We start from the raw sequence: 23,037 nt of genomic DNA, 5'->3' as shown, positions 1-23,037 counted from the left end.
AACCCGTTGCTCTGCCCCCACCGGTACCTTAGTTTTGCGCAAAAGGATGAACACTGGGCAGGCAGGACAGATTATGAACGCTTTTCGCATTTCCATTGCCGCATCAGCAATCGCTCTGATCGCTGCTGGCGCCGCCGCGCAGAACGGTCAGGTAATCACCACGGACGATGAAGTTGGCGGCGTCTATGAAGGCACGTTCGAAAACGGCCTGCGCCACGGGACCGGCACGTATCGCCTGCCTAACGGGTTCGAATATAGCGGCGAATGGGCCGAGGGTGAGATTCAGGGCAAAGGGATTGCCCGTTATGTCAACGGCTCGATCTACGAAGGCATGTTTGTCAAAGGGCAACCCGAAGGGCGCGGCAAGATCATCTATGCCGACGGCGGCAGCTATGACGGTGAATGGGCCGACGGGTCGCTCAATGGCGCTGGCATCGCTATCTATGCCAATGGCGCGCGCTACGAGGGCAATTTCAAAAACGCGCGTTATCACGGCAAGGGCGTGATGACGGACCCCAGCGGCTTTAGCTATGACGGGGACTGGGTTGATGGTGTCAAACAGGGCAGTGGCAAGATTACCTATGCCGAAGGCGGTATCTACGAGGGCGAAATCAAGGATGGTCAGCGCCACGGTCAAGGCAGCCTGACCCTGCCCGACGGGATGACTTACGTCGGCGATTGGGTCGAAGACCGCATAACAGGCTCCGGGCGCATGACCCTTGTCAACGGTGACGTCTACGAAGGCGAACTGATCGAGGGTCGGCGGCAAGGCAAGGGCAAGATGATTTATGCCAATGGCGACGTCTACGAAGGCGACTATGCCAACGATCTGCGCCATGGTCAGGGGGCCTATACCGGCACTGACGGATTTGCATACACAGGCGAATGGACCGACGGGCTGCTTGAGGGTTTAGGTGAGATGACTTATCCGGATGGCTCGGTCCATGTCGGCGATTTCAAGGCTGATTTGGCCGAGGGCAAGGGCCTGATCACCTACCCCGACGGCTCGACCTATGATGGCGATTGGATCGCTGGTGTGATTGAAGGTCAGGGTATTTCCACCTATCCCAACGGCACGGTCTACAAAGGACAGTTCAAAAACGCCAAACCGAGTGGCAAGGGCATTCTGACTTCTGCTGACGGGTCCAGCTATGACGGGGATTGGGCCGATGGTCTGCGTCAGGGCAAGGGCTTGTCCACGTATCCCGATGGCACCACCTATTCCGGCGAGTTCAACGCAGGCAAACGCCACGGGCAAGGTGAAATCGTCATGGCCAACGGGTTCAGCTATTCTGGCCAATGGACCGAAGGCAAGATCACCGGTGACGGGATCGCCACATACCCAAGCGGTGATGTTTACGAGGGCAGCTTTGTCGACGCCAAACGGCACGGCAACGGCACAGTGCGCTATGCCAACGGCGAAGAGGAAACCGGCGTTTGGGAAAACGGTGCATTGGCGACATCGAACAGCACAACCCCTGAGACGGATACAGCAGACACCACCGATTCGGACGGCTGAACCATCACCACGGCACGGGGTCTCCGGCCCAATCGAAAAACCCTCCGGTTTCGGCTGGGGTTAAATGCGCCATCACGGTCAACAGGTTCTCGGCGGCTTCATCCGGTGCAACAGCGGGATGACGTCCCAGGTATTTTCGGGTGAATTCAGTTTTCACGGTGCCGGGATGCAGGGCAACGCAGATCGCTTGCTGGTGGGTACGATGCAGTTCGATCGCCCCCGTATGTACGATCTGGTTCATCGCGGCTTTTGCTGCGCGATAGCTGACCCAACCGCCCAGCCTATTGTCCCCGATGGACCCGACGCGCGCCGATAGCACAGCAAAAATCGCCCGGCGATCCCGCGGCAGCAGGCGTGATGCATGGCCCAGAATCAGCGCAGGTCCGACAGCGTTCAATGCAAACTGGCCCATCATTGTCTGTGCTGTGACCGCACGCATTGTCTTTTCCGGGGCCGCCCCGTTGATCTCTAACGCGCCCGAGGCGACGAGGATCAAATCGAAGGGGCCGGACAACTTGCCCAATACGCTCTCAATACCGGCGGGATCGGTTAAATCAAACCCGTCCGTAGACCGCGACAAGGTGGTCACCGCCACGCCCTGCCCCCTTAGGCGGTGACATACCGCCTGACCGATTCCTCCTGACGCGCCTATGATCAACGCTGTTTTCATCACTAACCACCTAGACGTCCTGTTACGCGGATCAATACGCCACTCTTGAAAGAAACCCCTGCAACAGCAGTTAAGGCGCAAATGGGTCTTTTCATTCTGGGCGGGCTCTGTATAAATTCCGCCCCATGATCAACCGCGCAGATATCCCTTTTGCCGACACCGCCCTGCGCGGTGCGTCTCTGCGTGGCCTACTGATCCTAATCCGCCTCTGAGCGTGCCATCCGGCGCGCCCGCTCAGAGGAGGACGCCCGCGCGCCATAGGCTTTAGGACAGAAGAAGAAAGAGAATCCCATGACCAACGTGACCGACCAAGACCGCGTCTTGATCTTTGACACCACTTTGCGCGACGGCGAGCAAAGCCCCGGCGCAACCATGACCCATGACGAAAAGCTGGAAATCGCAGAATTGCTGGATGAAATGGGCGTCGACATCATCGAGGCCGGTTTCCCCATCGCATCCGAGGGCGATTTCAAAGCGGTATCCGAGATCGCCGAGCGTTCCAAAAACAGCCGCATCTGCGGCCTGGCGCGTGCCAATTTCGCGGATATCGACCGCTGTTGGGAAGCCGTCAAGCACGCCGGAAAGAACCGAATTCACACGTTTATCGGCACCTCACCACTGCACCGCGCCATTCCGAACCTGACACAGGACGAAATGGCCGAGAAAATCCACGAGACTGTCAGCCACGCGCGCAACCTGTGTGAAAACGTGCAATGGTCGCCGATGGATGCAACGCGGACCGAGTGGGATTATCTGTGCCGCGTGATCGAGATTGCGATCAAGGCCGGCGCCACGACGATCAATATCCCAGACACTGTGGGCTATACGGCCCCGATGGAATCGGCTGACCTGATCAAGCGCCTGATCGAGACGGTGCCGGGTGCAGATGAGGTGGTATTTGCCACCCACTGCCACAACGATCTTGGCATGGCGACGGCGAACTCGCTTGCCGCTGTCGCGGGCGGGGCACGTCAGATTGAATGCACGATCAACGGCCTTGGCGAACGCGCAGGCAACACGGCGTTGGAAGAGGTCGTTATGGCGCTGCGAACCCGCAACGACATTATGCCGTGGAACACCGGCATTGATACGACCAAGATCATGCATATCTCGCGACGCGTTGCGACGGTGTCGGGCTTCAACGTGCAGTTCAACAAGGCCATCGTCGGCAAGAACGCCTTTGCCCATGAAAGTGGTATCCACCAGGATGGCATGCTGAAGAACCGCGAAAACTTTGAGATCATGCGCCCCGAAGATATCGGCCTCTCGGGCACGTCCTTGCCTTTGGGAAAACACTCGGGGCGGGCGGCGTTGCGCGACAAGCTGGAAACGCTGGGCTATGAGGTTGGTGACAATCAGCTCAAGGATATCTTCGTGCGGTTCAAGGATTTGGCTGACCGCAAGAAAGAGGTGTTTGACGACGATCTTATTGCACTGATGACGCTGGATGACGAAGACGATCATCTGCAATTGGTGTCGATGAAGGTGACCTGCGGCACTGGCGGACAGGCAGAATCGACGGTCGAGTTGGAAGTGGACGGCAAGGACATCATCGCAACCGAACACGGCGACGGTCCGGTGGATGCGACCTTCAAGGCTATCCGCGCGATCTTTCCGAACAAAGCCCATCTTCAGCTGTATCAAGTGCATGCAGTAACCGCGGGCACTGATGCCCAGGCCACAGTGTCGGTGCGTCTGGAAGAAGACGGCATGATCGCAACGGGCCAATCGGCCAACACGGATACAGTGGTGGCTTCAGCCAAAGCCTATCTTCACGCCTTGAACCGCCTGATCGTACGCCGTGAAAAAACCGGCCCCGGTGCCGACGCGCGCGAGATCAGCTACAAAGATCTGACCTAGAGACAAAGGTCAAAGGCTCCCGCATCCGCGGCGGCCCGGCTTCGCCGAACCTTCTTGGGTTTTGGGCCCGGCAGCGCGTCTTTGGCGCGCTGCCGGGCCCAACTCGGTTGGCTGCATCTTTGATGCGGGCAAGCGAGGCGAGAGCATTCTGGAATTAACTGTAGACTGTGTTCAGAGCGCCTTGAACAACTTAGTCAACCGGGCGGCTTCGTTTTCCAGACCGAATGGTGCATTGACGATAAACATACCTGAACCGACCATGCGGTGCCCTTCTCGCACCGGATCAAAACGAACCTCGTGGCAAAACGCCTTGGGCAGATTCTGCGCCTGCAGCGCCGAAACCATGGCCCGGTGACGGTCATCCGTTAGAAGCGGATACCACAGGGCAATCACGCCAACATTCCACTTGCGATGCAGTTTGGCGATAATGCCGGGCAGACGATCATATTCCGATTTCACCTCGTAGCTTGGGTCGATCAGCAACATCCCGCGCCGCGGCGTCGGCGGCAGCAGGGATTGCGCCAATTCGTACCCTTCCTGCTGATACACTTTGGCTCCATAGGGTGACATCGCCATAGCCAAAGCCGCGTGTTCCTGCGGGTGTAGCTCCGCAAAGTGCAAACTGTCCTGATCGCGCAGCAAACTGGCCGCGATCATCGGAGAACCGGGATAGGCCACTCTCCCCTGCCGCTGCTGAACCGCCGTAATTGCCCGGCTCAGTGGATGATCCGCATCGAACCAGTCGGCACTTTGGGCTCGCCCGATACCCGCCGCCGCCTCGCCCGTGCGCAGTGCCTCAACCGCATCCAGCTTATACAGTCCCCGTCCAGAGTGGGTTTCAAGGTATGTCAGCGGCTTGTCTTTGCGGGTCAAATAATTCAGCACCCATGCCAATAATGCGTGCTTTTGCACATCAGCCAGATTCCCGGCGTGGTAAATGTGTTGATAAGAGAGCATATTGCCTTCTAAAGTCCCTCTCAATAAGGCGGAAAGGTGCTGATTGTCGCGGAATCAGCCCTTTAACCGGGCGTATTGGCACCCTATAAGTCATCCGTCCCGGAACCGTCGAGTCGCGGGCAGTAGAAAACCGACATACAGGATCAGGGGAATCATGGGGATCTTTGGCAATCTAGGCGGCCTGTTCACAGCGGACATGGCCATCGACCTTGGGACAGCGAACACGCTGGTTTATGTCAAAGGACGCGGCGTGATCCTGTCGGAACCGTCCGTTGTCGCCTACCACGTGAAAGACGGTGTGAAAAAAGTGCTGGCCGTGGGCGAGGATGCCAAGCTGATGTTGGGCCGGACGCCGGGTTCGATTGAAGCCATCCGCCCGATGCGTGAAGGCGTCATTGCCGATTTCGACACCGCCGAAGAGATGATCAAACATTTCATCCGCAAGGTGCATAAGCGCTCGACCTTTTCGAAACCCAAAATCATAGTCTGCGTTCCACACGGCGCAACTCCGGTTGAAAAGCGTGCGATCCGTCAGTCGGTTCTGTCCGCAGGTGCGCGTCGCGCCGGATTGATTGCGGAACCTATTGCTGCCGCGATCGGTGCTGGCATGCCAATTACTGACCCGACCGGCAACATGGTCGTTGATATCGGCGGCGGCACCACCGAGGTGGCCGTTCTGTCGCTGGGCGACATCGTCTATGCCCGTTCAGTCCGTGTGGGCGGAGACCGGATGGATGAAGCCATCATCTCGTATCTGCGCCGCCAGCAGAACCTGCTGGTGGGTGAATCGACCGCCGAGCGGATCAAGACCACCATTGGCACCGCCCGTATGCCCGATGACGGCCGCGGTCAGTCGATGCATATCCGTGGCCGCGACCTGCTGAACGGCGTGCCGAAGGAAATCGAAATCAGCCAGGCGCAAGTGGCCGAGGCATTGTCGGAGCCAGTTCAGGCGATCTGCGAAGCCGTCATGACCGCGCTGGAAACCACTCCGCCCGATCTGGCTGCGGACATCGTGGACCGAGGCGTCATGCTGACCGGAGGTGGCGCGCTGCTGGGCGATCTGGATCTGGCCCTGCGCGAACAAACCGGGCTGGCCGTGTCGATTGCAGATGAAAGCCTGAATTGTGTGGCTTTGGGCACCGGCAAGGCGTTGGAATATGAAAAACAGCTGCGCCACGCGATTGACTACGAAAGCTAAGGCGCGCACCCTTTAAGGGACAACACTCGGGCAAGAGCAGCACGGGAAGGTAACCTGTGGCAAAGGACCGATCACAGCGCGACGAATACACCACCCCCCTGCGCCGTCTGCTGTTGGGGATTGTGGTGCTGTGCCTGCTTGCCATCTTTCTGGTCTGGCGGATCGACAGCCCGCGCGTGGAACGGTTCCGCGCGCAGGTCGTGGACCGGGTGGTGCCCTCGATGGAGTGGGCAATGGTCCCGGTCACCGCCGTGGTCAACCTGGTCCGCGATTTCCAAAGTTACCAACGCCTGAGCGAACAGAACCAGGAGCTGCGCAGCGAGCTGCGCCTGATGCGCGCCTGGAAAGAAGCAGCACTTCAGCTTGAACAGGAAAACGCCCGGCTGTTGGATTTGAACAACGTGCGTCTCGATCCCCGTCTGACCTATATCACCGGGGTCGTGATGGCCGATAGCGGGTCACCCTTCCGGCAGTCGGTTCTGCTGAATGTGGGGGAACGCGACGGCATCACCGATGGCTGGGCCACAATGGATGGGATTGGTGTGGTCGGGCGCATTTCCGGCGTGGGGCCGGACACGGCACGGGTGATCCTGATGACCGATGCCTCCAGCGCGATCCCTGCCACAATCCAGCCCTCTGGCCAGACCGCCCTGATCACCGGCGACAACACGTCCGCACCGGCGGTCGAGTTTCTGGAGAACCGAGAGCTGGTCCGCCCCGGCGACCGGGTCGTAACCTCGGGCGATGGTGGCGTGTTTCCCGGCGGTTTGCTGATCGGTCAGATCACTGCTGATCCCGGCGGTCGCCTGCGGGTGCGCCTGTCAGCAGATTTTGAACGGCTCGAATTTCTGCGGGTGCTGCGCTATCAATCAGCGCCTCAGATCCGCGATACGGGTGATATCGTCGGTCCACGAAACCCCGAGGCCGCCCTGACCCCGTCCGAGGTCGGCGATGGATAACGCAACCTCACAGCTTTGGTCCAAGCGTGGGCTGTATCTTATACTGGCCGCCCTTGTGCTATTTCTGCACTTGCTGCCACTGGACACGAAACCGGACCGCTGGCCATTTCCCGACTTTTTGATCGCACTGACTTTTGCCTGGGTATTGCGGCGGCCCGAATTTGTACCGACCCTGCTGATCGCCTTCGTCATGCTGATGGCTGATCTGTTGTTACAACGCCCGCCCGGCTTGTTGGCCGCGCTCGTAGTGTTGGGCTCGGCTTATCTGCGCTCGGCTGCATTTGGAATGCGGGATTCAGGTTTTGTTAGCGAATGGTCCACCGTTGCGGTGGCGATCACGGGAGTTTTCATGCTGAACCGTGTCATTCTTGCTATTGTGTCTGTACAACAAGCGGCATTGGGGCCTGTAGTGATACAAGTGGTTCTGACAATTGCGGTTTATCCTTTGATCGTTCTGCTTAGCCAGAACGCGCTTGGCGTGCGGCGCGCAACCGTGGCCAATACCAATGCCGTAGGGGCACGGGGATGAAACAGCGCAAACCCAAAGCCCCGGGCCTTGCCTATAAACGCCTGCCTCGTCGAGCATTGCTTTTGGGTGGGCTACAAGCCGCCTTCATCGGCGGGCTCGCCGCCCGGATGCGCTATATGCAGGTGGATCAGGCCGATGAATACCGCCTGCTGGCCGAGGAAAACCGGATCAATATCCGCCTGATCCCGCCAACCCGTGGACGGATCTACGACCGGAACGGCGAGATCATCGGCCAGAACTCGCCCTCATACCGTATCGTCATGGTGCGCGAAGATGCCGGTGACGTCGATCAGGTTATCGCCAAGCTTTCAGAGCTGATCCCCCTGACGGCAGATGAGATTGAACGCGCCAAGACCGAAATGCGCCGCTCGGCCCCGTTCCTGCCGGTCACGCTGGCCGATCAGGTCACGTGGGAGGATATCTCGAAGGTTGCCGTCAACGCACCTGCCCTGCCCGGTGTGATCCCCGAAGTGGGACAGACAAGGCAGTACCCGCGCTATGAGGATTTTGCCCATGTGGTCGGCTATGTCGGCCCGGTCAGCGATTATGACCTGAGCCAGATCGAAGACCCAGAGCCGGTCCTACGAATTCCGCGGTTCCAGATCGGCAAGGTCGGGCTAGAGGCCAAGCAAGAGATTGCCCTGCGCGGCAAAGCCGGGGCGAAACGGGTCGAGGTCAACGCCACCGGCCGCGTGATGCGTGAACTGGACCGGCAAGAAGGTGAGACCGGGGCCGACTTGCAGCTTTCTGTCGATGCGGATCTACAGCAATACGCGCAAGCACGTCTGGCCGGGGAAAGTGCCGCCGCCGTGGTGATCGATTGCGAAACCGGCGATATCCGTGCCATCAGTTCAGCCCCCAGTTTTGATCCGAATCTGTTCGTGCGCGGTATCTCGGTCGCAGACTATCGGACGCTGACACAGGACAATTACCGCCCGCTGGCCAACAAGACGGTTCAGGGCACCTATCCGCCGGGCTCGACCTTCAAGATGATCACCGCCATGGCCGCGCTTGAGGCCGGGGTGATCGGGCCATCGAACACAGTCTATTGTCCCGGCCACCTAAAGGTGGGCAGCCGCCGCTTCCACTGCTGGAAACGCGGCGGGCACGGCACGGTTGATTTGGAAACCTCGCTGAAACGCAGCTGCGACGTCTATTATTATGACGTGGCTCTGCGCACCGGTATCGACAAGATTTCGGAAATGGCGCGCATTTTTGGTCTGGGCGTAAAGCACGACATACCGATGTCTGCCGTCGCCGCCGGGTTGGCACCTAACCAGGCGTGGAAGCAGCGTGTTCATGGCGAGGAATGGCTGGTCGGCGACACGGCGAATGCCTCGATCGGTCAAGGCTTTATGCTGGCCTCACCGCTGCAATTGGCAGTCATGACGGCGCGGATTGCAACCGGTCGCGCGGTGTCGCCGCGGCTGGTACGCTCGGTGAACGGGATTGAACAACCTTCCGGCGCGGGAGAACCGCTGGCGGTGAACCGCAATAATCTGGAACAGGTGCGTCATGCCATGTTCACGGTCTCGAACAACCGGCGCGGCACCGCCTATCGCAGCCGTATCATCGCGGATGAATTCCGCATGGCCGGGAAAACCGGCACCAGCCAGGTGCGCAACATCACCAAGGCGGAGCGCGCAGCCGGTGTGATCCGCAACGAAGACCTGCCATGGGAACGCCGCGACCACGCGCTGTTCGTCAGCTTTGCACCCTATGACAATCCGAAATTCGCCGTGGCCGTGGTGGTGGAACATGGCGGCGGTGGCTCCAAGGCAGCGGCCCCGGTCGCACGGGACATCATGTTGCAAGCGCTGTACAACGGCACACCGCCGCTTGAGGCCTATCCGGCTGGCGATCGCGACCGCATCAAGGAACAGCAAAAACGGCTTGAGGGCGATCGCCGCCCCAAAGCGCGTCCCACCGAGAAGGACCGCGCATGAGCTATCTTGAATATGCCGTCAAATCCACACCGTCGGGGTTCCGCAAATTCCTGTATATGAACTGGCCACTGACCCTGTTGCTGATCAGCACGGCAAGTGCCGGATTCCTGATGCTGTATTCGGTTGCGGGGGGATCGTGGATGCCCTGGGCGGAACCGCAGATGGAACGCTTTGGGCTGGGTCTGACAGCGATGTTCATCATCGCGCTGGTACCGATCTGGTTCTGGCGAAACATGTCTGTCGTGGCCTATCTCGGGTCAATCGTATTGCTTGTTTTCGTTGAACTTTTTGGCACCATCGGCATGGGCGCGCAGCGCTGGATCGACCTGGGATTCATGCGACTGCAGCCGTCCGAGGTTATGAAAGTTGCGCTGGTTATGGTTTTGGCCGCCTATTACGACTGGCTGCCGTCTCATAAAACGTCACGCCCGCTGTGGGTGCTGATCCCGGTGGCGTTGATCCTGATCCCCACGTTCATGGTTCTGAAACAGCCCGATCTGGGCACCTCAATCCTGCTGTTGGCGGCTGGTGGCGGGCTAATGTTTTTGGCTGGAGTCCACTGGGCCTATTTCGCCGCCGTCATCGCCGCTGTAGTCGGCCTGATTGCCACTGTATTCAACAGCCGCGGGACCGAGTGGCAGTTGCTCAAGGATTATCAGTTCCGACGGATCGACACGTTTCTGGACCCGTCTACCGATCCGCTGGGCGCAGGGTATCACATCACCCAGTCCAAGATCGCTTTGGGATCGGGGGGATGGAACGGGCGCGGGTTCATGCAGGGTACGCAGTCGCGTCTGAACTTTTTACCCGAAAAACACACCGACTTCATCTTTACCACGTTGGCCGAAGAGTTCGGCTTTGTCGGTGGCATCACCCTACTGACTCTGTATGGCCTGATCCTGGTGTTCTGCCTAATCACCGCGCTCTCGACAAAAGATCGATTCTCATCACTGGTGACGCTGGGCATCGCACTGAATTTCTTCCTGTTCTTTGCTGTCAACATGTCGATGGTGATGGGCCTTGCCCCGGTGGTGGGAGTGCCGTTGCCGATGGTCAGCTATGGCGGTTCCGCCATGCTGGTTCTGATGGCCGCCTTCGGCATCGTCCAAAGCGCCCATATCCACCGCCCCCGCTGATCCGAAAGGCCCCTTATGCCCGTGAACGTCCTGTTTTCCGCGCGCCCAGCCCAATGGCCGATCTATAAGCCTCTATTGACCAAAGGCCTGACCGAGGCCGGGGTAGACTTTCGCCTGGCAACCGAGTTTGAGCCGGATCAAGTCGACTATATTGTCTATGCCCCAAGCGGTGGGTTATTGGATTTCACCCCATACACCCGGCTGAAGGCTGTGCTTAGCCTGTGGGCCGGGGTAGAAAAAATCGCGGGGAATGCGACCCTGACCGTGCCGCTGGCGCGGATGGTGGATCATGGCCTGACACAAGGCATGACCGAATGGGTGGTGGGCCACGTGCTGCGCCATCACCTCGGCATGGATCGGCACATCACCGTGCAGGATGGTGTCTGGACCCCTGCACCGCCCCCGCTGGCAACCGGACGTCAGGTCTGTGTTCTGGGCCTTGGCGCGTTGGGCGAGGCCGCGGCGCGTGCGCTGGCGGCGCTGAAATTCGATGTCACCGGCTGGAGCCGCACAGCCAAGGATATTCCCGGTATCACCTGCCTGCATGGTCCCGATGGGCTGCGCACAGCCTTGTCGCGGGCCGAGATCGTAGTTTTGCTGTTGCCTGACACTCCCGCCACCGTGAATATATTGAACGCCGACACTCTGGCCCTGCTGCCAAAGGGTGCTTGCATTATCAATCCCGGTCGGGGCCCGTTGATCGACGACGATGCCCTGCTGGCGGCACTGAATGCGGGTCAGGTTGGCCACGCGACGCTGGACGTGTTTCGGGTTGAGCCCCTGCCTGCAGATCACCCCTATTGGGCGCATCCGAACGTGACGGTGACCCCGCATATCGCCTCGGAAACCCGACCCGAAACGGCGGCGCAGGTGATCTGCGAGAACATCCGTCGGGGTGAGGAAGGTGAACCCTTCCTGCACCTCGTTGACCGGTCTCTGGGGTACTAAGCCGCGATCAGACCGCGCCCTTTCAGCAAGGCCTCAACCCCCGGCAACCGACCCCGAAAGGCGAGGTACAGCTCTTCGGCCTCGCGTGAGCCGCCTGTGGACAGGATGTTTTCTTCCAACGCTTTAGCGCGTTCCGGGTCAAAGGCCCCTCCGGCCTCTTCAAACGCGGCAAAGGCATCGGCGTCCATGACCTCGGACCACATATAGCTGTAATAGCCCGCGCTATAGCCATCGCCCGCAAAGACATGCGCGAAATGCGGGGTGGCGTGGCGCATCCCAATGGCTTGCGGCATGCCGATCTGGGACAAAACCTCAGCCTGTTTCGCCATCGGATCAGCCGGGGCATCGCCATCGTGGAACGCCAGATCGACCAGCGCCGAGGCGACATATTCCACCGTCTGAAACCCCTGATCGAAATTGGCGGCCTTGAGCACTTTTTCCAGCATCTCCTGTGGCATCGCTTCGCCGGTTTCGGCGTGGGTGGCAAATTCGGCCAGAACCTCGGGCACTTCCAACCAGTGTTCGTAAAGCTGGCTGGGCAACTCTACAAAGTCCCGCGCCACGCTGGTGCCCGAAATGCTTTCATAGGTCACATCGGACAGCATCTGATGCAGCGCGTGACCGAACTCGTGGAATAGGGTCCGGGCATCGTCGTAAGACAACAACGCAGGATCGCCCTTGGCAAAGTTGCAGACGTTGATCACGACCGGCGCCTGCACTTTGGGGAACTTGGCCTGCGACCGCATCGCACTGCACCATGCCCCTGACCGTTTAGACCCCCGTGCGAAGTAGTCGCCTATGAATACGGCTATATGTTGCCCGTTGCGCGTGACTTCCCACGCGCGGCAATCGGAGTGATAAAGCGGCACATCCAACGGTGCGAATTCAAGCCCGAACAGGCGGTTTGCGCAGGCAAAGGCAGCCTCGATCATCCGATCCAACTGCAGGAAAGGCTTCAACGCGGCCTCATCCAAATCATGCTCGGCCTTGCGGCGTTTCTCGGCATAATAGCGCCAGTCCCACGCTTCCAGCGGGCCGTTGAAGCCGTCCTCCTGCATCATCTGCGTCAGGATTTCAGCATCGGCATCGGCGCGTGACTTGGCGGGGCCCCAAACTTGCATCAGCAGGTCGCGCACCTTGTCAGGCGTGCGGGCCATTTCAGTTTCCAGCTTGAAACCGGCGAAGCTGTCATAGCCCAGCAGCTTGGCGCGTTCTTCGCGCAGTTGCAGGATTTCAGCTGAGATATTGCGATTGTCGGTCTCACCGCCATTGGCACCACGCGCCGCCCAGGCCTGATAGGCCTTTTCCCGCAGGTCGCGCCGAGGCGAGAATTGCAAGAACGGCACAATCAGCGAGCGCGACAGGGTGACCACCGGACCCTTTACTCCCTTTTCCTGCCCCGCACCGCGGGCGGTATCCACCACGAATGCAGGCAACCCCTCAAGATCGTTTTCGGATAGCTCCATGTACCAATCACGTTCGTCGGCCAGAAGGTTTTGCGTGAAAGACGTTCCCAACGAGGCCAGCCGTGCCTTGATGTCCTGCATCCGGGCGTCCTTTTCGCCCTCAAGCGCCGCACCCGCACGGACAAAACCGCGATGGGTCAGCATGAGAACGCGGGCCTGTTCATCCGTCAGGTTCAGATCCTCCTTGCGAGACCACAGATCGGCCAACCGTTGGAAAAGAGCCTTATTCGAAGAAATACCCGAGAAATGCGCCGCAAGTTTGGGCGAGAAGTCTCGTTGCAGTTCCTCTCGTGCCGGGTTGCTGTCTGCCCCTGCGACCGTGAAAAAGACCGACAACACCTTTTCCATCTGCTCTCCAGCAGCTTCCAGCGCTTCGACCGTATTGGCAAAGGTGGGCGCATCGGGGTTGTCGGCAATCGCGTCGATCTCGGCGTTATGCGCCTGCATGGCCTGCTCAAGCGCGGGGACGAAATCGTCGTCTGAGATTGCGTTGAACGGAGCGATTTCAAACGGCGTGTTCCAGTTGGACAGGATCGGGTTGGTCATGCAAATCTCCTTTGCTGGTCAAGCTAGGGAGGCGGGCTGGAATGGTCCAGAGGTGGCGTATCAAATTCCGCGACAATCCAGTTTCGCGCGCCAGAAGCAGGGTGCGTTTTCAGGGGTTCCCGCCCCCGCAGCGCGCATCAAAGATGCGCCTTGGCGGCGTTGGGCCGGACCGCGCGCTGACGCGCGCGGCGGTTGCATCTAGTTTTTGGAACCTGCGCAAATGGGGCAATCTTCCCGGCGTGATAGGGTGATTTTGCGACTTTCACCAAATAGCGCGTCGTAGATCAACATCTCACCGCGCAGAGCTTGCCCAGCCCCGGTGATTACCTTGATCGCCTCAACCGCCATCATCGAGCCTACCACGCCGGGCAACGGGCCAATCACACCAGCCTCGGCGCAGGAGGGGGCCAGACCAGGGGCCGGAGCCTGGGGGAAGATACATTGATAGCAGGGCGCACCATTGGCCGGGTCGAAGACGCTGAGCTGGCCTTCCCATTGTGACAGCGCGCCCGAGATCAGCGGCTTGCCCAGCGCGACAGCAGTACGGTTTGCCAGATAGCGGGTGTCAAAGTTATCGGTGCCATCAAGGATCAGGTCAAAATCGGCAAACAGTTCAGTGGCGATTTCATCCGTCAGGCGTCGGTGATATGGCAGAACAACCACATTGGGGTTCTGCGCCAGCATCGCCTGTTGCGCCGAAAAGACCTTGGGCATGCCGATATCTGCGTCGCGATGGATAACCTGCCGTTGCAGATTGGCGTTTTCGACCTCGTCATCATCAATCACGCCGATAGTCCCCACCCCGGCGGCAGCCAGATATTGCAACGCAGGTGCCCCAAGACCGCCAGCACCGATGACCAGAACCCGCGCCTGTTTCATCTTTTTCTGTCCCGGCCCGCCCAGCTCACGCAGGACGATATGGCGGGCATAGCGCTCAAGTTCGGTCTCAGAAAACTGGTCAGATGGCATTGCGGGCTCCTTGGCTGAGGCTGGCGCGGCGCGGTTTCGCAACCCTTTCAGAACACGTCCGTAAACCAGTACCAGCAGCACCGTACCCGCCGTTATCAGCCACATCGCCGCAGAACCGCCGGTCGCCTGACGCAACGGATGCCCATCAGGCAGCAGCAATTGAGCCGTAATCACACCCAGAAGCAGCACGGCCACCGAAGTCGCGCGGGCCGTTCGCGATACACCAGCCAGATAACCGATGCCCCACAGACCAGCCGCTAAAATCCCGACCAGAAGCATCAGCCGCGCCCGGTCGAGCCGAAACCACCCGCCCCGCGCGCCGTGTCGCTGAGCATATCAACCGCTTCGAACGCGGCTTGTACGACCGGGGCTACGACCAGTTGCGCGATGCGTTCGCCATGGGTGATCTCGAACGCCTCTTGACCTGCGTTCAGGACGATCACACCCAATGGACCGCGATAGTCGCTGTCGATTGTACCGGGCGCATTGGGCAGGGTGATCCCGTGTTTCAGAGCCAGACCCGAGCGGGGGCGCACCTGAACTTCGAACCCCTGCGGAATTTCGATCCTTAGACCAGTGGGCACCAGGGCGCGTTGGCCCGGTTCAAGCGTGATTGACGCACCGCCGGGCAGGTTTGCCCGCACATCCGCACCAGCCGCCCCCGCGGTTTCATAAGACGGCAAAGGTACTGAGGGGTCAGCGCCCTGTTCGCGGATCACACGAATTGCAACCATCACTGTTCCTCTTGTCTAGCTCGTCAAAGCGTCGGCGATCTTGGTCGCCAAACGCTCGGCCACTGCATCTTTGCCCATGCGCGGCCATTCCTCGGCCCCGCCATCCGAAATCAGGATCACCGCATTCTCGGACCCGCCCATGATCCCGGTTGCCGGGCTGACATCATTTGCCACGATCCAGTCACAGCCCTTACGCCCCCGTTTGGCGGTGGCATGTTCGATCACATTGTCCGTCTCGGCGGCAAATCCCACAACCAGCGCCGGGCGACCGGTTTTCATATGCGATACGCGTTTTAGGATGTCGGGATTTTCGGCAAACTCCAGCGCTGGCATCCCATCGCGGCTTTTCTTCAGCTTTTTGTCCGAGGCACTGGCGACCCGCCAATCCGCGACAGCTGCAGCGAACACGCCTGCATCCACCGGCAATGCGGCATTGACGGCGTCCGACATTTGCAGCGCGGTTTCGACCTGCACGACCTGCACCCCTTGGGGCGGCGGAACATCCGCTGGGCCGGTGACAAAGACCACGTCAGCGCCCAGTGCAGCAAGCGCCCGGGCCACCGCCGTACCCTGCGCCCCAGACGAGCGATTGGCGATATAACGCACCGGGTCAATCGGTTCATGCGTCGGCCCCGAGGTCACAAGCACGCGCTTACCGCTAAGCGGGCCCTGACCCAGTTCCGCCTCAATCGCTGCGACGATCTCAAGCGGTTCGGACATACGGCCGGGGCCGTATTCGCCGCATGCCATATCACCCTCGTTTGGGCCGACAAAACGGACGCCGTCCGCCTGTAATTGCTTCAAATTGCGCTGCGTCGCCGGATGGTCCCACATGCGCACATTCATCGCAGGTGCACACAGAACCGGCGTGTCGGTGGCCATCAACAGGGTCGAGGCCAGATCGTTCGCCAGCCCGGTAGCCATCTTTCCCATCAAATCCGCCGTCGCGGGGGCCACAACGATCAAATCCGCCGAGCGCGACAATTGGATATGCCCCATCTCGGCCTCATCTGTTAGATCGAACAGATCGCGATAGGCTTTCTCTCCGGCCAGAGCCGCCACGGACAGGGGTGTCACGAATTCCTCAGCCGCGCGCGTCAACACGGGCGTCACGGCCGCGCCGCGTTCTTGTAGGCGCCGGATCAGGTCCAGCGACTTATAGGCCGCGATCCCACCGCCGATAATCAGCAGAATGCGTTTCGATGCCAGCATGTTGAGCCTTTCCTGTCCCGGTCGGCCCCGACATTAGGCAAGGGGGCCTAACAGTTCCAGCCGTTAATTCGGCTTTTGAAACGCCAGACATGGGTCTTCACGTTCAACGCTGGGGCTGTCGATCACTGCGTCGAAGGTGCCGTTTACCACGCCATCCTCGGATTGACCCAGCACAAAGACCTTCAGCCCCGGGCGCAGTCGGGACAAATAGGTAGGAATGCCACGATCCTTACGCGCATGGCCATTCCCGGTAATCACCGCCACCGGTCCGCCGGTTTCATCGGTGGCGCGCAAGATGGCGCGCGTCAGCACCGCATCGCGCAGGCGCTGAATGGCCACCAGTTGCGGCAAGGCACTTTCTGGGATCGCATCGCAATGGGCGGCCAGTTGATCGGCCTCGCGCGCGGCCTGTTCGTCGGCTGGCAAAGGCACGGTCAGTCCATAACGTGCCGCATCCGCGCCCAAAGCGGTGGCTGCCCCTCGCTCCATCGCCGCACGGGCTGCGGCACGTGGAACCATCGCCCCGTAGACGGGCGCGTCTGACGCTTGAAACACTGGGTAATACATGCTGAGTGGCGGCCAGCCCGATTCAAGCCATTCCAGAATGCGCGCAAGCTCTTCGGGGTTGGATACAGCCTTATCCGCCAGTCGCTGCGCACCTTCTTCGGTTACCATCTCCCACACAACAGCCGAGGGGGTGATGGCCTTCAATGCTTCGGCCTGAATGACATGGTGTTGCGGGTTGTCGTGTATCTCGCCCAAAATGACTACATCCGCCGAGGTCATCGCGGCCAGAATATCATCGGGGATCAAATCTTCGGCCTGGCCGGGCGCGGCCATAACCATCAGTGTACAAACAAGAATCGCAAGCTGTCTCATGCGATGAAGTGTTGCACCTCGCGCGACTGGGCTTCAAGGTTCTTACGCATTTTCACAAAAGCCGCAGCCTCAAGCTGACGCACGCGTTCCTTCGACAGGCCAAGCTCTTGCCCCAGACTTTCCAGCGTGCGGGCAGGATCGCGCAGCTTGCGTTCGCGCACGATAAAGCGTTCGCGGTCGTTCAACGCCTGCATCGCCGTCACCAGCCATTCGCGCAGCTGTTCAGTATCGTGGCTGTTTTCAACCGTCTCGGCAGCTTGCTCGCGTTCATCCTCTAGCGCATCTATCCACTCCCGACCGTCTTCATCGGTCGATTGCACCGCGTTCAGTGAGAAATCCGAGCCCGAAAGGCGCCCTTCCATCATCTCAACATCACGCAAGGGCACGCCGATTTCAGCTGCAATCATCTGGTGCAACTGATGACGGTCCAGATCCATCCCTTCGGTTGCGGCCTCGCGTTCCAAACGCGCCTGAACCCGCCGCATGTTGAAAAACAGGGATTTCTGCGATGAGGTCGACCCAGTGCGCACCATCGACCAGTTGCGCATCACGTAGTCCTGAATGCTCGCCTTGATCCACCAGACCGCATAGGTTGAAAAGCGCACGCCTCGGTCGGGATCAAATTTGTCGGCCGCTTTCATAAGGCCCAATCCGGCCTCTTGAATCAGATCATTCATCGGCGCGCCGTATCGTTTAAACTTGGCCGCCATCGAAATCGCCAGCCGCATGTAGGCCGTGATCAACCGATGCAACGCTTGTTCGTCACGGTCGTCACGCCATGCATAAGCCAGCTTTAATTCAGTTTCTGCGTCCAGCAATTCGGCTTTCATCGCCTGCCGGGACATCGAAAAATCGGTTCCATTATCCAGTGCCATGGAAATCTCCCCTTTTCACAGGCGCGGGCCGGGCTTGCCTTACCGACCTAGGGTCGATACGCAGAACAAAACCGGGTGGATCACCAGAAAGGTAATAATAGTGTATCCGGATTTAACCTTTGTGTTGGGTGGCGCGGCCTCTGGCAAATCCGTTTTTGCCGAGCAACTTGTTGTTTCATCAGGGAAAAACCGCGTTTATCTCGCCACATCACAAGTGTTTGATGATGAGATGCGCGACAAGGTTCAGCGCCATATCGCCCAACGCGGTGCAGGATGGGCGACGATCGAGGCCCCATTTGATCTTGACCCGGCCCTGTCCGATTTGACCCCCGATCATATCTGTCTGATCGACTGCGCCACCATGTGGCTGACCAATCATCTGTTGGCTGAAAACGATCTGGAACAAGCCCAATCTGTGCTGTTGCAGGCCCTTCAATCGTGCCGGGCGCCGGTTATCATCGTCTCGAACGAAGTCGGCCATGGCATCGTCCCGGACAACGCTCTGTCCCGCCGCTTCCGCGAAGCACAGGGTCGGTTGAACATCGCGCTGGCCGCACAGGCCGATCTGGCCGTGCAGGTCACAGCAGGGCTTCCGCTGGTGCTGAAAGGACAATTGCCGTGACCCGGCTGCATCTTGTTCGTCACGGGCCGACCCATGCGAAAACTATGGTCGGGTGGTCCGATCTGCCTGCCGACCTCAGCGATCACGCCGCAATCGCACGGTTGCACGACCATCTGCCAGACAAGGCGCTGGTGGTATCATCTGACTTGCTGCGGGCCACCGATACGGCATCGGCCATTCAGGGTGAACGCCAGCGTCTGCCGCACCATAGAGACCTGCGCGAGATTCACTTCGGCACATGGGAATTGCGCAATTTCAAAGAGATTGAGGCCGAAAACCCCGATCTGGCCTTTGCGTATTGGGACAATCCCGGCGACGTGCGCCCGCCCAAAGGTGAAAGCTGGAACGAGGTTTGCGCCCGCGTCGATGCCGTGATCGACCAGTTGATTGTCGATCACACGGGCCACGACCTGATCATCGTGGCCCATTTCGGCGTGATCCTGACGCAGGTGCAGCGCGCCCTTGGCGTTGACGCACAAGAGGCGTTCAGCCATCGCATCGACAACCTCTCGGTCACCGACATTACTCATCACGGCGATCGCTGGTCGGTTGGGCAGATCAATCACTGTCCGTGATCACACCCCGCACAAATCACTGATTTACTGAACGATCGCGGCGCGCCATCGTAGTCGTATGACCTATGATTTATTTATCGGAGACCGCCTGTTTTCCAGCTGGTCCTTGCGCGGTTGGCTGATGCTGGAAAAGTTCGGCCTGCCCTACCGAAACCACATGATCGGTCTCTATTCCGGCACCATGGCCGAGGATATGAAGCCACTGGCTCCGGCGCGCCTCGTCCCTGCCCTGCGCCTGCCGGATGGGACCATAGTGGGCGAAAGCCTTGCCATGGCCGAGACCTTGGCCGAACGGCATCCAGAGGCCGGGATGTGGCCCGAAGACGTGGCCGCCCGCGCAACGGCCCGGTGGCTATGCGCCGAAATGACTGCCGGGTTCGCCGCGTTGCGCGCGGAATGTTCGATGCAGCTGTTGCACTGCTGGCAGGGATTTGATCCATCGCCTGAAACGCTGGTTGATCTGGACCGGATCGAAACCCTCTGGGCACATGCCCGCACTATATCCGGTGCAGACTCCGGGCCGCTTTTCGGCAGGTATTCTCTGGTGGATGTATTTTACACCCCCGTGGCCGCGCGGATCATTGGCTATGGTTTGCCTGTGTCCGTGGCTAACCGGGAATATTGCCTGGAATTGCTATCCGACCCTTCGGTCCGACAATGGCGCGCAATGGGATTGACCGTGACCTATGATCCGTTCCCCTACGCATTCGACCTGCCGTCACAGGCATGGCCCATCGGCGCGCAAACCGATGCCCAATCTGTAGATAACGGACCATCGATCAACGATATCTGTCCTTATTCCGGCAAAGCGGTCACCCATTTTCTGGAACTGGACGGTCAGCGCTGGGGATTCTGTAACCAATTCTGCCGCGACAAAACGGTTGCGGACCCCGGTGCCTGGCCAAAATTCTTAGCAATGACCGACACCGTTAACCATTCGTAAACCGCATCCATGGCAGCAACGACCTGTTAACCAAACAGGTCGTTCATGGTCGCCCGTTCTCATACCGTCGCTTTCCAAGGGGTTGATGCCCGCCCGGTCGAGGTGCAATGCGCCGTCTCGCCGGGCCTGCCCGCTTTTTCCATCGTAGGCCTGCCCGACAAGGCCGTGTCCGAGGCCCGCGACCGCGTCCGTAGCGCGCTGAGTTCGATGGCCATCGCGCTGCCTTCGAAGCGGATCACCATCAACCTGTCTCCCGCTGACCTGCCCAAAGAAGGCAGCCATTTCGACCTGCCCATCGCCGTCGCGCTGCTTTCGGCGTTGGAAATCATCCCGCCTGACGCCGCCGAAGGCGCGGTTTCGCTGGGCGAGCTGTCTCTGGACGGCTCTCTGGTTCCGGTCGTCGGTGCGCTGCCGGCCGCCATGACCGCCGCAGCCGAGGATCGCGCGTTGCTGTGCCCCCGAGCCTCCAGCGCCGAGGCGGCTTGGGTGGATGCCACACAGGTCATCGGCGCGGGATCACTCGGCGATGTCGTACGCCATTTTTCGGGACAGTCGCCCTTGCCTGCGGCCCAACCCGGCGAAGTGAACTTGGCTCCCAGCGCCCGCGATCTACGCGATGTAAAAGGGCAGGAACGGGCCAAGCGCGCGCTGGAGATCGCCGCCGCAGGCCGCCACCACCTGATCATGATCGGCACACCCGGATCGGGTAAATCCATGCTCGCCGCGCGCCTGCTCGGTATTCTGCCGCCTCTGACCCCGACCGAGGCACTGGAAACTTCGATGATCCAATCTCTGTGCGGGTTGCTGGACGAAGGCGGCATCAGCCGCAGCCGTCCCTTTCGCGAACCCCACCATACCGCCTCTATGGCGGCGATCGTTGGGGGTGGCAAGGGCGCCAAGCCGGGCGAGATTTCCTTGGCTCATAATGGCGTTCTGTTCTTGGACGAATTTCCCGAATTCCCGCGCACCGTGCTGGAAACCCTACGCCAACCTATCGAGACTGGCGAGGTTATGGTCGCGCGCGCAAATGCCCATGTGAAATACCCCTGCCGGTTCATGCTGGTGGCTGCAGCCAACCCCTGCAAATGTGGATATCTGACCGATCCCGCCCGCGCCTGTTCTCGCGCGCCTGTCTGCGGAGAGGACTATCTGGGCCGCATATCAGGCCCGCTGATGGATCGGTTTGATCTGCGGATCGAGGTGCCCCCAGTCGGGTTCACCGATCTGGACCTGCCACCTTCCGGCGACAGTTCGGCGACAGTTGCAGCGCGCGTCGACCAGGCCCGCGCCATTCAGGCCGAACGGTTCCAGGACACGCCCGCTACGCGGCAGAATGCCGATGTTGAAGGTTCGATACTGGAAGAAATTGCCGCGCCGGATGCCGAAGGCAAAGAGTTGCTGTTGAAGGCCGCTGAACGGTTCGGCCTGTCGGCGCGCGCCTTTCACCGTATTTTACGGGTCGCGCGCACGATTGCAGATCTCGATGGCACACCAGATGTCCGGCGCCCTCACGTGGCCGAGGCGCTGAGCTTTCGCATCAGCGCCAAGGTTGCCTCTTAAAGCTTGGCTTCAATGGCCTGCCAGATTTTTTCGGCGATGTTCACATCGTCGAAGCGCTCAAGCTCCTGAATGCCGGTGGGCGAGGTCACGTTGATTTCGGTCAGATAGTCTCCGATCACGTCGATCCCTACGAAAATCTGGCCTTTTTCTTTCAGCAACGGGCCAATCGCCGCGCAAACCTCCCGGTCACGCTCGGACAAGCCGATCTTTTCGGGCCGCCCCCCCACATGCATGTTTGACCGCGTCTCACCCTTCGCCGGAACACGATTGATCGCGCCCACGGCTTCGCCATCCACAAGGATCACGCGCTTGTCGCCGTTGCTGACATCGGGCAGGAATTTCTGCACGATCAACGGCTCGCGCGAGAAGCCTGTAAACAGCTCGTGCAGAGAGGTCAGGTTGCGGTCATTCGCATCCAGCCGGAACACGCCCGCGCCACCGTTGCCATAGAGCGGCTTCAGAATGACATCGCCGTGCTTTTCCTTGAACGCTTTGATGGTTTGCAGATCACGCGCGATCGTGGTTGGCGGGGTCAGGTTAGGGAAATCCAGAACCAGCAGCTTTTCGGGGTAATTCCGCACCCAAAACGGATCATTGACCACCAACACCTGCCCTTTGAGACGATCCAGCAGATGAGTCGAGGTGATATAATGCATATCGAACGGAGGGTCCTGGCGCAGCCAGATCACGTCGAACTCGGCCAAATCCACCTCGCGTTCCGGGCCCAGCTCGGCCGGGTTGCCTGCCACACGCTGCACTTTCATGTCCTGACCGCGCGCGGTGATCCGCCCCTCTTGATAGGCCAACTGGTCCGGGCTGTAGAAAAACAGCATATGCCCGCGCGCCTGTGCTTCTTCGGCCAGACGGAATGAGCTGTCTGCGTTGATATCCACGGCCCCGATCGGGTCCATCTGAAAGGCGATTTTCATGG

General features: G+C 59.8%; 21 protein-coding genes. 12 read left to right on the top strand and 9 right to left on the bottom strand.

Features of this window, described 5'->3' with window-relative positions:
- Positions 1-73: 73 nt before the first annotated feature.
- Positions 74-1,519 (top strand): MORN repeat-containing protein, encoded by a 1,446-nt coding sequence (locus ACR0AL_RS13460; protein WP_170350559.1) that lies wholly within the window; start codon positions 74-76, stop codon positions 1,517-1,519.
- Positions 1,520-1,523: 4 nt separating this feature from the next.
- Here ACR0AL_RS13460 and ACR0AL_RS13455 read toward each other — a convergent pair whose 3' ends face one another.
- Complete coding sequence (locus ACR0AL_RS13455) at positions 1,524-2,189, bottom strand: SDR family NAD(P)-dependent oxidoreductase (RefSeq protein WP_480663366.1); 666 nt, start codon at positions 2,187-2,189, stop codon at positions 1,524-1,526.
- Between the two features lie 291 nt (positions 2,190-2,480).
- On the opposite strand from ACR0AL_RS13455, the gene ACR0AL_RS13450 reads away from it, so the two are divergent.
- Positions 2,481-4,049, top strand: coding sequence for a 2-isopropylmalate synthase (locus tag ACR0AL_RS13450; protein ID WP_170350561.1), 1,569 nt, complete (start codon positions 2,481-2,483; stop codon positions 4,047-4,049).
- A 171-nt stretch (positions 4,050-4,220) separates the two neighbouring features.
- Here ACR0AL_RS13450 and ACR0AL_RS13445 read toward each other — a convergent pair whose 3' ends face one another.
- Positions 4,221-5,006 (bottom strand): 23S rRNA (adenine(2030)-N(6))-methyltransferase RlmJ, encoded by a 786-nt coding sequence (locus ACR0AL_RS13445; protein ID WP_480663364.1) that lies wholly within the window; start codon positions 5,004-5,006, stop codon positions 4,221-4,223.
- A gap of 154 nt (positions 5,007-5,160) precedes the next feature.
- Here ACR0AL_RS13445 and ACR0AL_RS13440 point away from each other — a divergent pair, with 154 nt between their 5' ends.
- From ACR0AL_RS13440 to ACR0AL_RS13415, 6 genes are read left to right on the top strand one after another with little or no spacing between them, the layout of a single operon-like run.
- Entirely contained in the window at positions 5,161-6,207 is a 1,047-nt protein-coding gene (locus ACR0AL_RS13440; RefSeq protein ID WP_008756832.1) for a rod shape-determining protein, read from the top strand.
- A 56-nt stretch (positions 6,208-6,263) separates the two neighbouring features.
- On the top strand, positions 6,264-7,166 hold the full coding sequence (gene mreC / locus ACR0AL_RS13435) for a rod shape-determining protein MreC (protein WP_480648180.1): 903 nt from the start codon (positions 6,264-6,266) through the stop codon (positions 7,164-7,166).
- Positions 7,159-7,695: a rod shape-determining protein MreD gene (locus ACR0AL_RS13430; RefSeq protein WP_480638753.1), complete on the top strand. Its 537-nt coding sequence runs from the start codon at positions 7,159-7,161 to the stop codon at positions 7,693-7,695. The genes mreC and ACR0AL_RS13430 overlap by 8 nt, the downstream gene beginning before the upstream one ends.
- Entirely contained in the window at positions 7,692-9,641 is a 1,950-nt protein-coding gene (gene mrdA, locus ACR0AL_RS13425) for a penicillin-binding protein 2 (protein ID WP_170350565.1), read from the top strand. The genes ACR0AL_RS13430 and mrdA overlap by 4 nt, the downstream gene beginning before the upstream one ends.
- Entirely contained in the window at positions 9,638-10,777 is a 1,140-nt protein-coding gene (gene rodA, locus ACR0AL_RS13420; protein WP_170350566.1) for a rod shape-determining protein RodA, read from the top strand. The genes mrdA and rodA overlap by 4 nt, the downstream gene beginning before the upstream one ends.
- Positions 10,778-10,792: 15 nt before the next feature.
- Positions 10,793-11,725, top strand: a complete 933-nt coding sequence (locus ACR0AL_RS13415; RefSeq protein WP_480663362.1) for a 2-hydroxyacid dehydrogenase — start codon at positions 10,793-10,795, stop codon at positions 11,723-11,725.
- Here ACR0AL_RS13415 and ACR0AL_RS13410 read toward each other — a convergent pair.
- The 6 genes from ACR0AL_RS13410 to ACR0AL_RS13385 form a co-directional block, all read right to left on the bottom strand.
- Entirely contained in the window at positions 11,722-13,737 is a 2,016-nt protein-coding gene (locus tag ACR0AL_RS13410; RefSeq protein WP_480663360.1) for a M3 family metallopeptidase, read from the bottom strand. The two genes, ACR0AL_RS13415 and ACR0AL_RS13410, sit on opposite strands and share 4 nt — an antisense overlap.
- A 198-nt stretch (positions 13,738-13,935) precedes the next feature.
- The gene (locus ACR0AL_RS13405; protein ID WP_480663358.1) at positions 13,936-14,985 is read right to left on the bottom strand and encodes a HesA/MoeB/ThiF family protein; all 1,050 of its coding nucleotides are present in this window, start codon (positions 14,983-14,985) and stop codon (positions 13,936-13,938) included.
- Positions 14,985-15,440, bottom strand: a complete 456-nt coding sequence (dut, locus tag ACR0AL_RS13400; RefSeq protein ID WP_425081650.1) for a dUTP diphosphatase — start codon at positions 15,438-15,440, stop codon at positions 14,985-14,987. The genes ACR0AL_RS13405 and dut overlap by 1 nt, the downstream gene beginning before the upstream one ends.
- 15 nt (positions 15,441-15,455) lie before the next feature.
- Positions 15,456-16,652, bottom strand: coding sequence for a bifunctional phosphopantothenoylcysteine decarboxylase/phosphopantothenate--cysteine ligase CoaBC (coaBC, locus tag ACR0AL_RS13395; protein WP_480663356.1), 1,197 nt, complete (start codon positions 16,650-16,652; stop codon positions 15,456-15,458).
- A gap of 63 nt (positions 16,653-16,715) precedes the next feature.
- Entirely contained in the window at positions 16,716-17,531 is an 816-nt protein-coding gene (locus tag ACR0AL_RS13390) for a ChaN family lipoprotein (RefSeq protein ID WP_170350572.1), read from the bottom strand.
- Positions 17,528-18,406 carry an RNA polymerase factor sigma-32 gene (locus tag ACR0AL_RS13385; RefSeq protein ID WP_170377693.1) on the bottom strand — a complete coding sequence of 293 codons (879 nt, stop codon included), beginning with the start codon at positions 18,404-18,406 and terminating at the stop codon, positions 17,528-17,530. The genes ACR0AL_RS13390 and ACR0AL_RS13385 overlap by 4 nt, the downstream gene beginning before the upstream one ends.
- A gap of 100 nt (positions 18,407-18,506) precedes the next feature.
- Between ACR0AL_RS13385 and cobU the strand changes: the two genes are divergently transcribed.
- Genes cobU through ACR0AL_RS13365 form a run of 4 tightly spaced genes read left to right on the top strand, consistent with a single transcriptional unit; the run spans position 18,507 to position 22,106 of the window.
- Positions 18,507-19,028 (top strand): bifunctional adenosylcobinamide kinase/adenosylcobinamide-phosphate guanylyltransferase, encoded by a 522-nt coding sequence (gene cobU, locus ACR0AL_RS13380; protein WP_170350574.1) that lies wholly within the window; start codon positions 18,507-18,509, stop codon positions 19,026-19,028.
- Positions 19,025-19,603 (top strand): histidine phosphatase family protein, encoded by a 579-nt coding sequence (locus tag ACR0AL_RS13375; protein ID WP_480663354.1) that lies wholly within the window; start codon positions 19,025-19,027, stop codon positions 19,601-19,603. The genes cobU and ACR0AL_RS13375 overlap by 4 nt, the downstream gene beginning before the upstream one ends.
- A gap of 58 nt (positions 19,604-19,661) precedes the next feature.
- The gene (locus ACR0AL_RS13370) at positions 19,662-20,546 is read left to right on the top strand and encodes a glutathione S-transferase N-terminal domain-containing protein (protein ID WP_480663352.1); all 885 of its coding nucleotides are present in this window, start codon (positions 19,662-19,664) and stop codon (positions 20,544-20,546) included.
- Between the two features lie 45 nt (positions 20,547-20,591).
- Positions 20,592-22,106 (top strand): YifB family Mg chelatase-like AAA ATPase, encoded by a 1,515-nt coding sequence (locus tag ACR0AL_RS13365; protein WP_480663350.1) that lies wholly within the window; start codon positions 20,592-20,594, stop codon positions 22,104-22,106.
- Here ACR0AL_RS13365 and gshB read toward each other — a convergent pair.
- Entirely contained in the window at positions 22,103-23,035 is a 933-nt protein-coding gene (gene gshB, locus ACR0AL_RS13360) for a glutathione synthase (RefSeq protein WP_480663348.1), read from the bottom strand. The genes ACR0AL_RS13365 and gshB overlap by 4 nt on opposite strands.
- Positions 23,036-23,037 lie beyond the last annotated feature (2 nt).

Source organism: Ruegeria sp. BB1 (assembly GCF_056539465.1).
The sequence above is the reverse complement of the archived record's forward strand: the minus strand, read 5'-3'. Positions and strand labels throughout refer to the sequence as shown.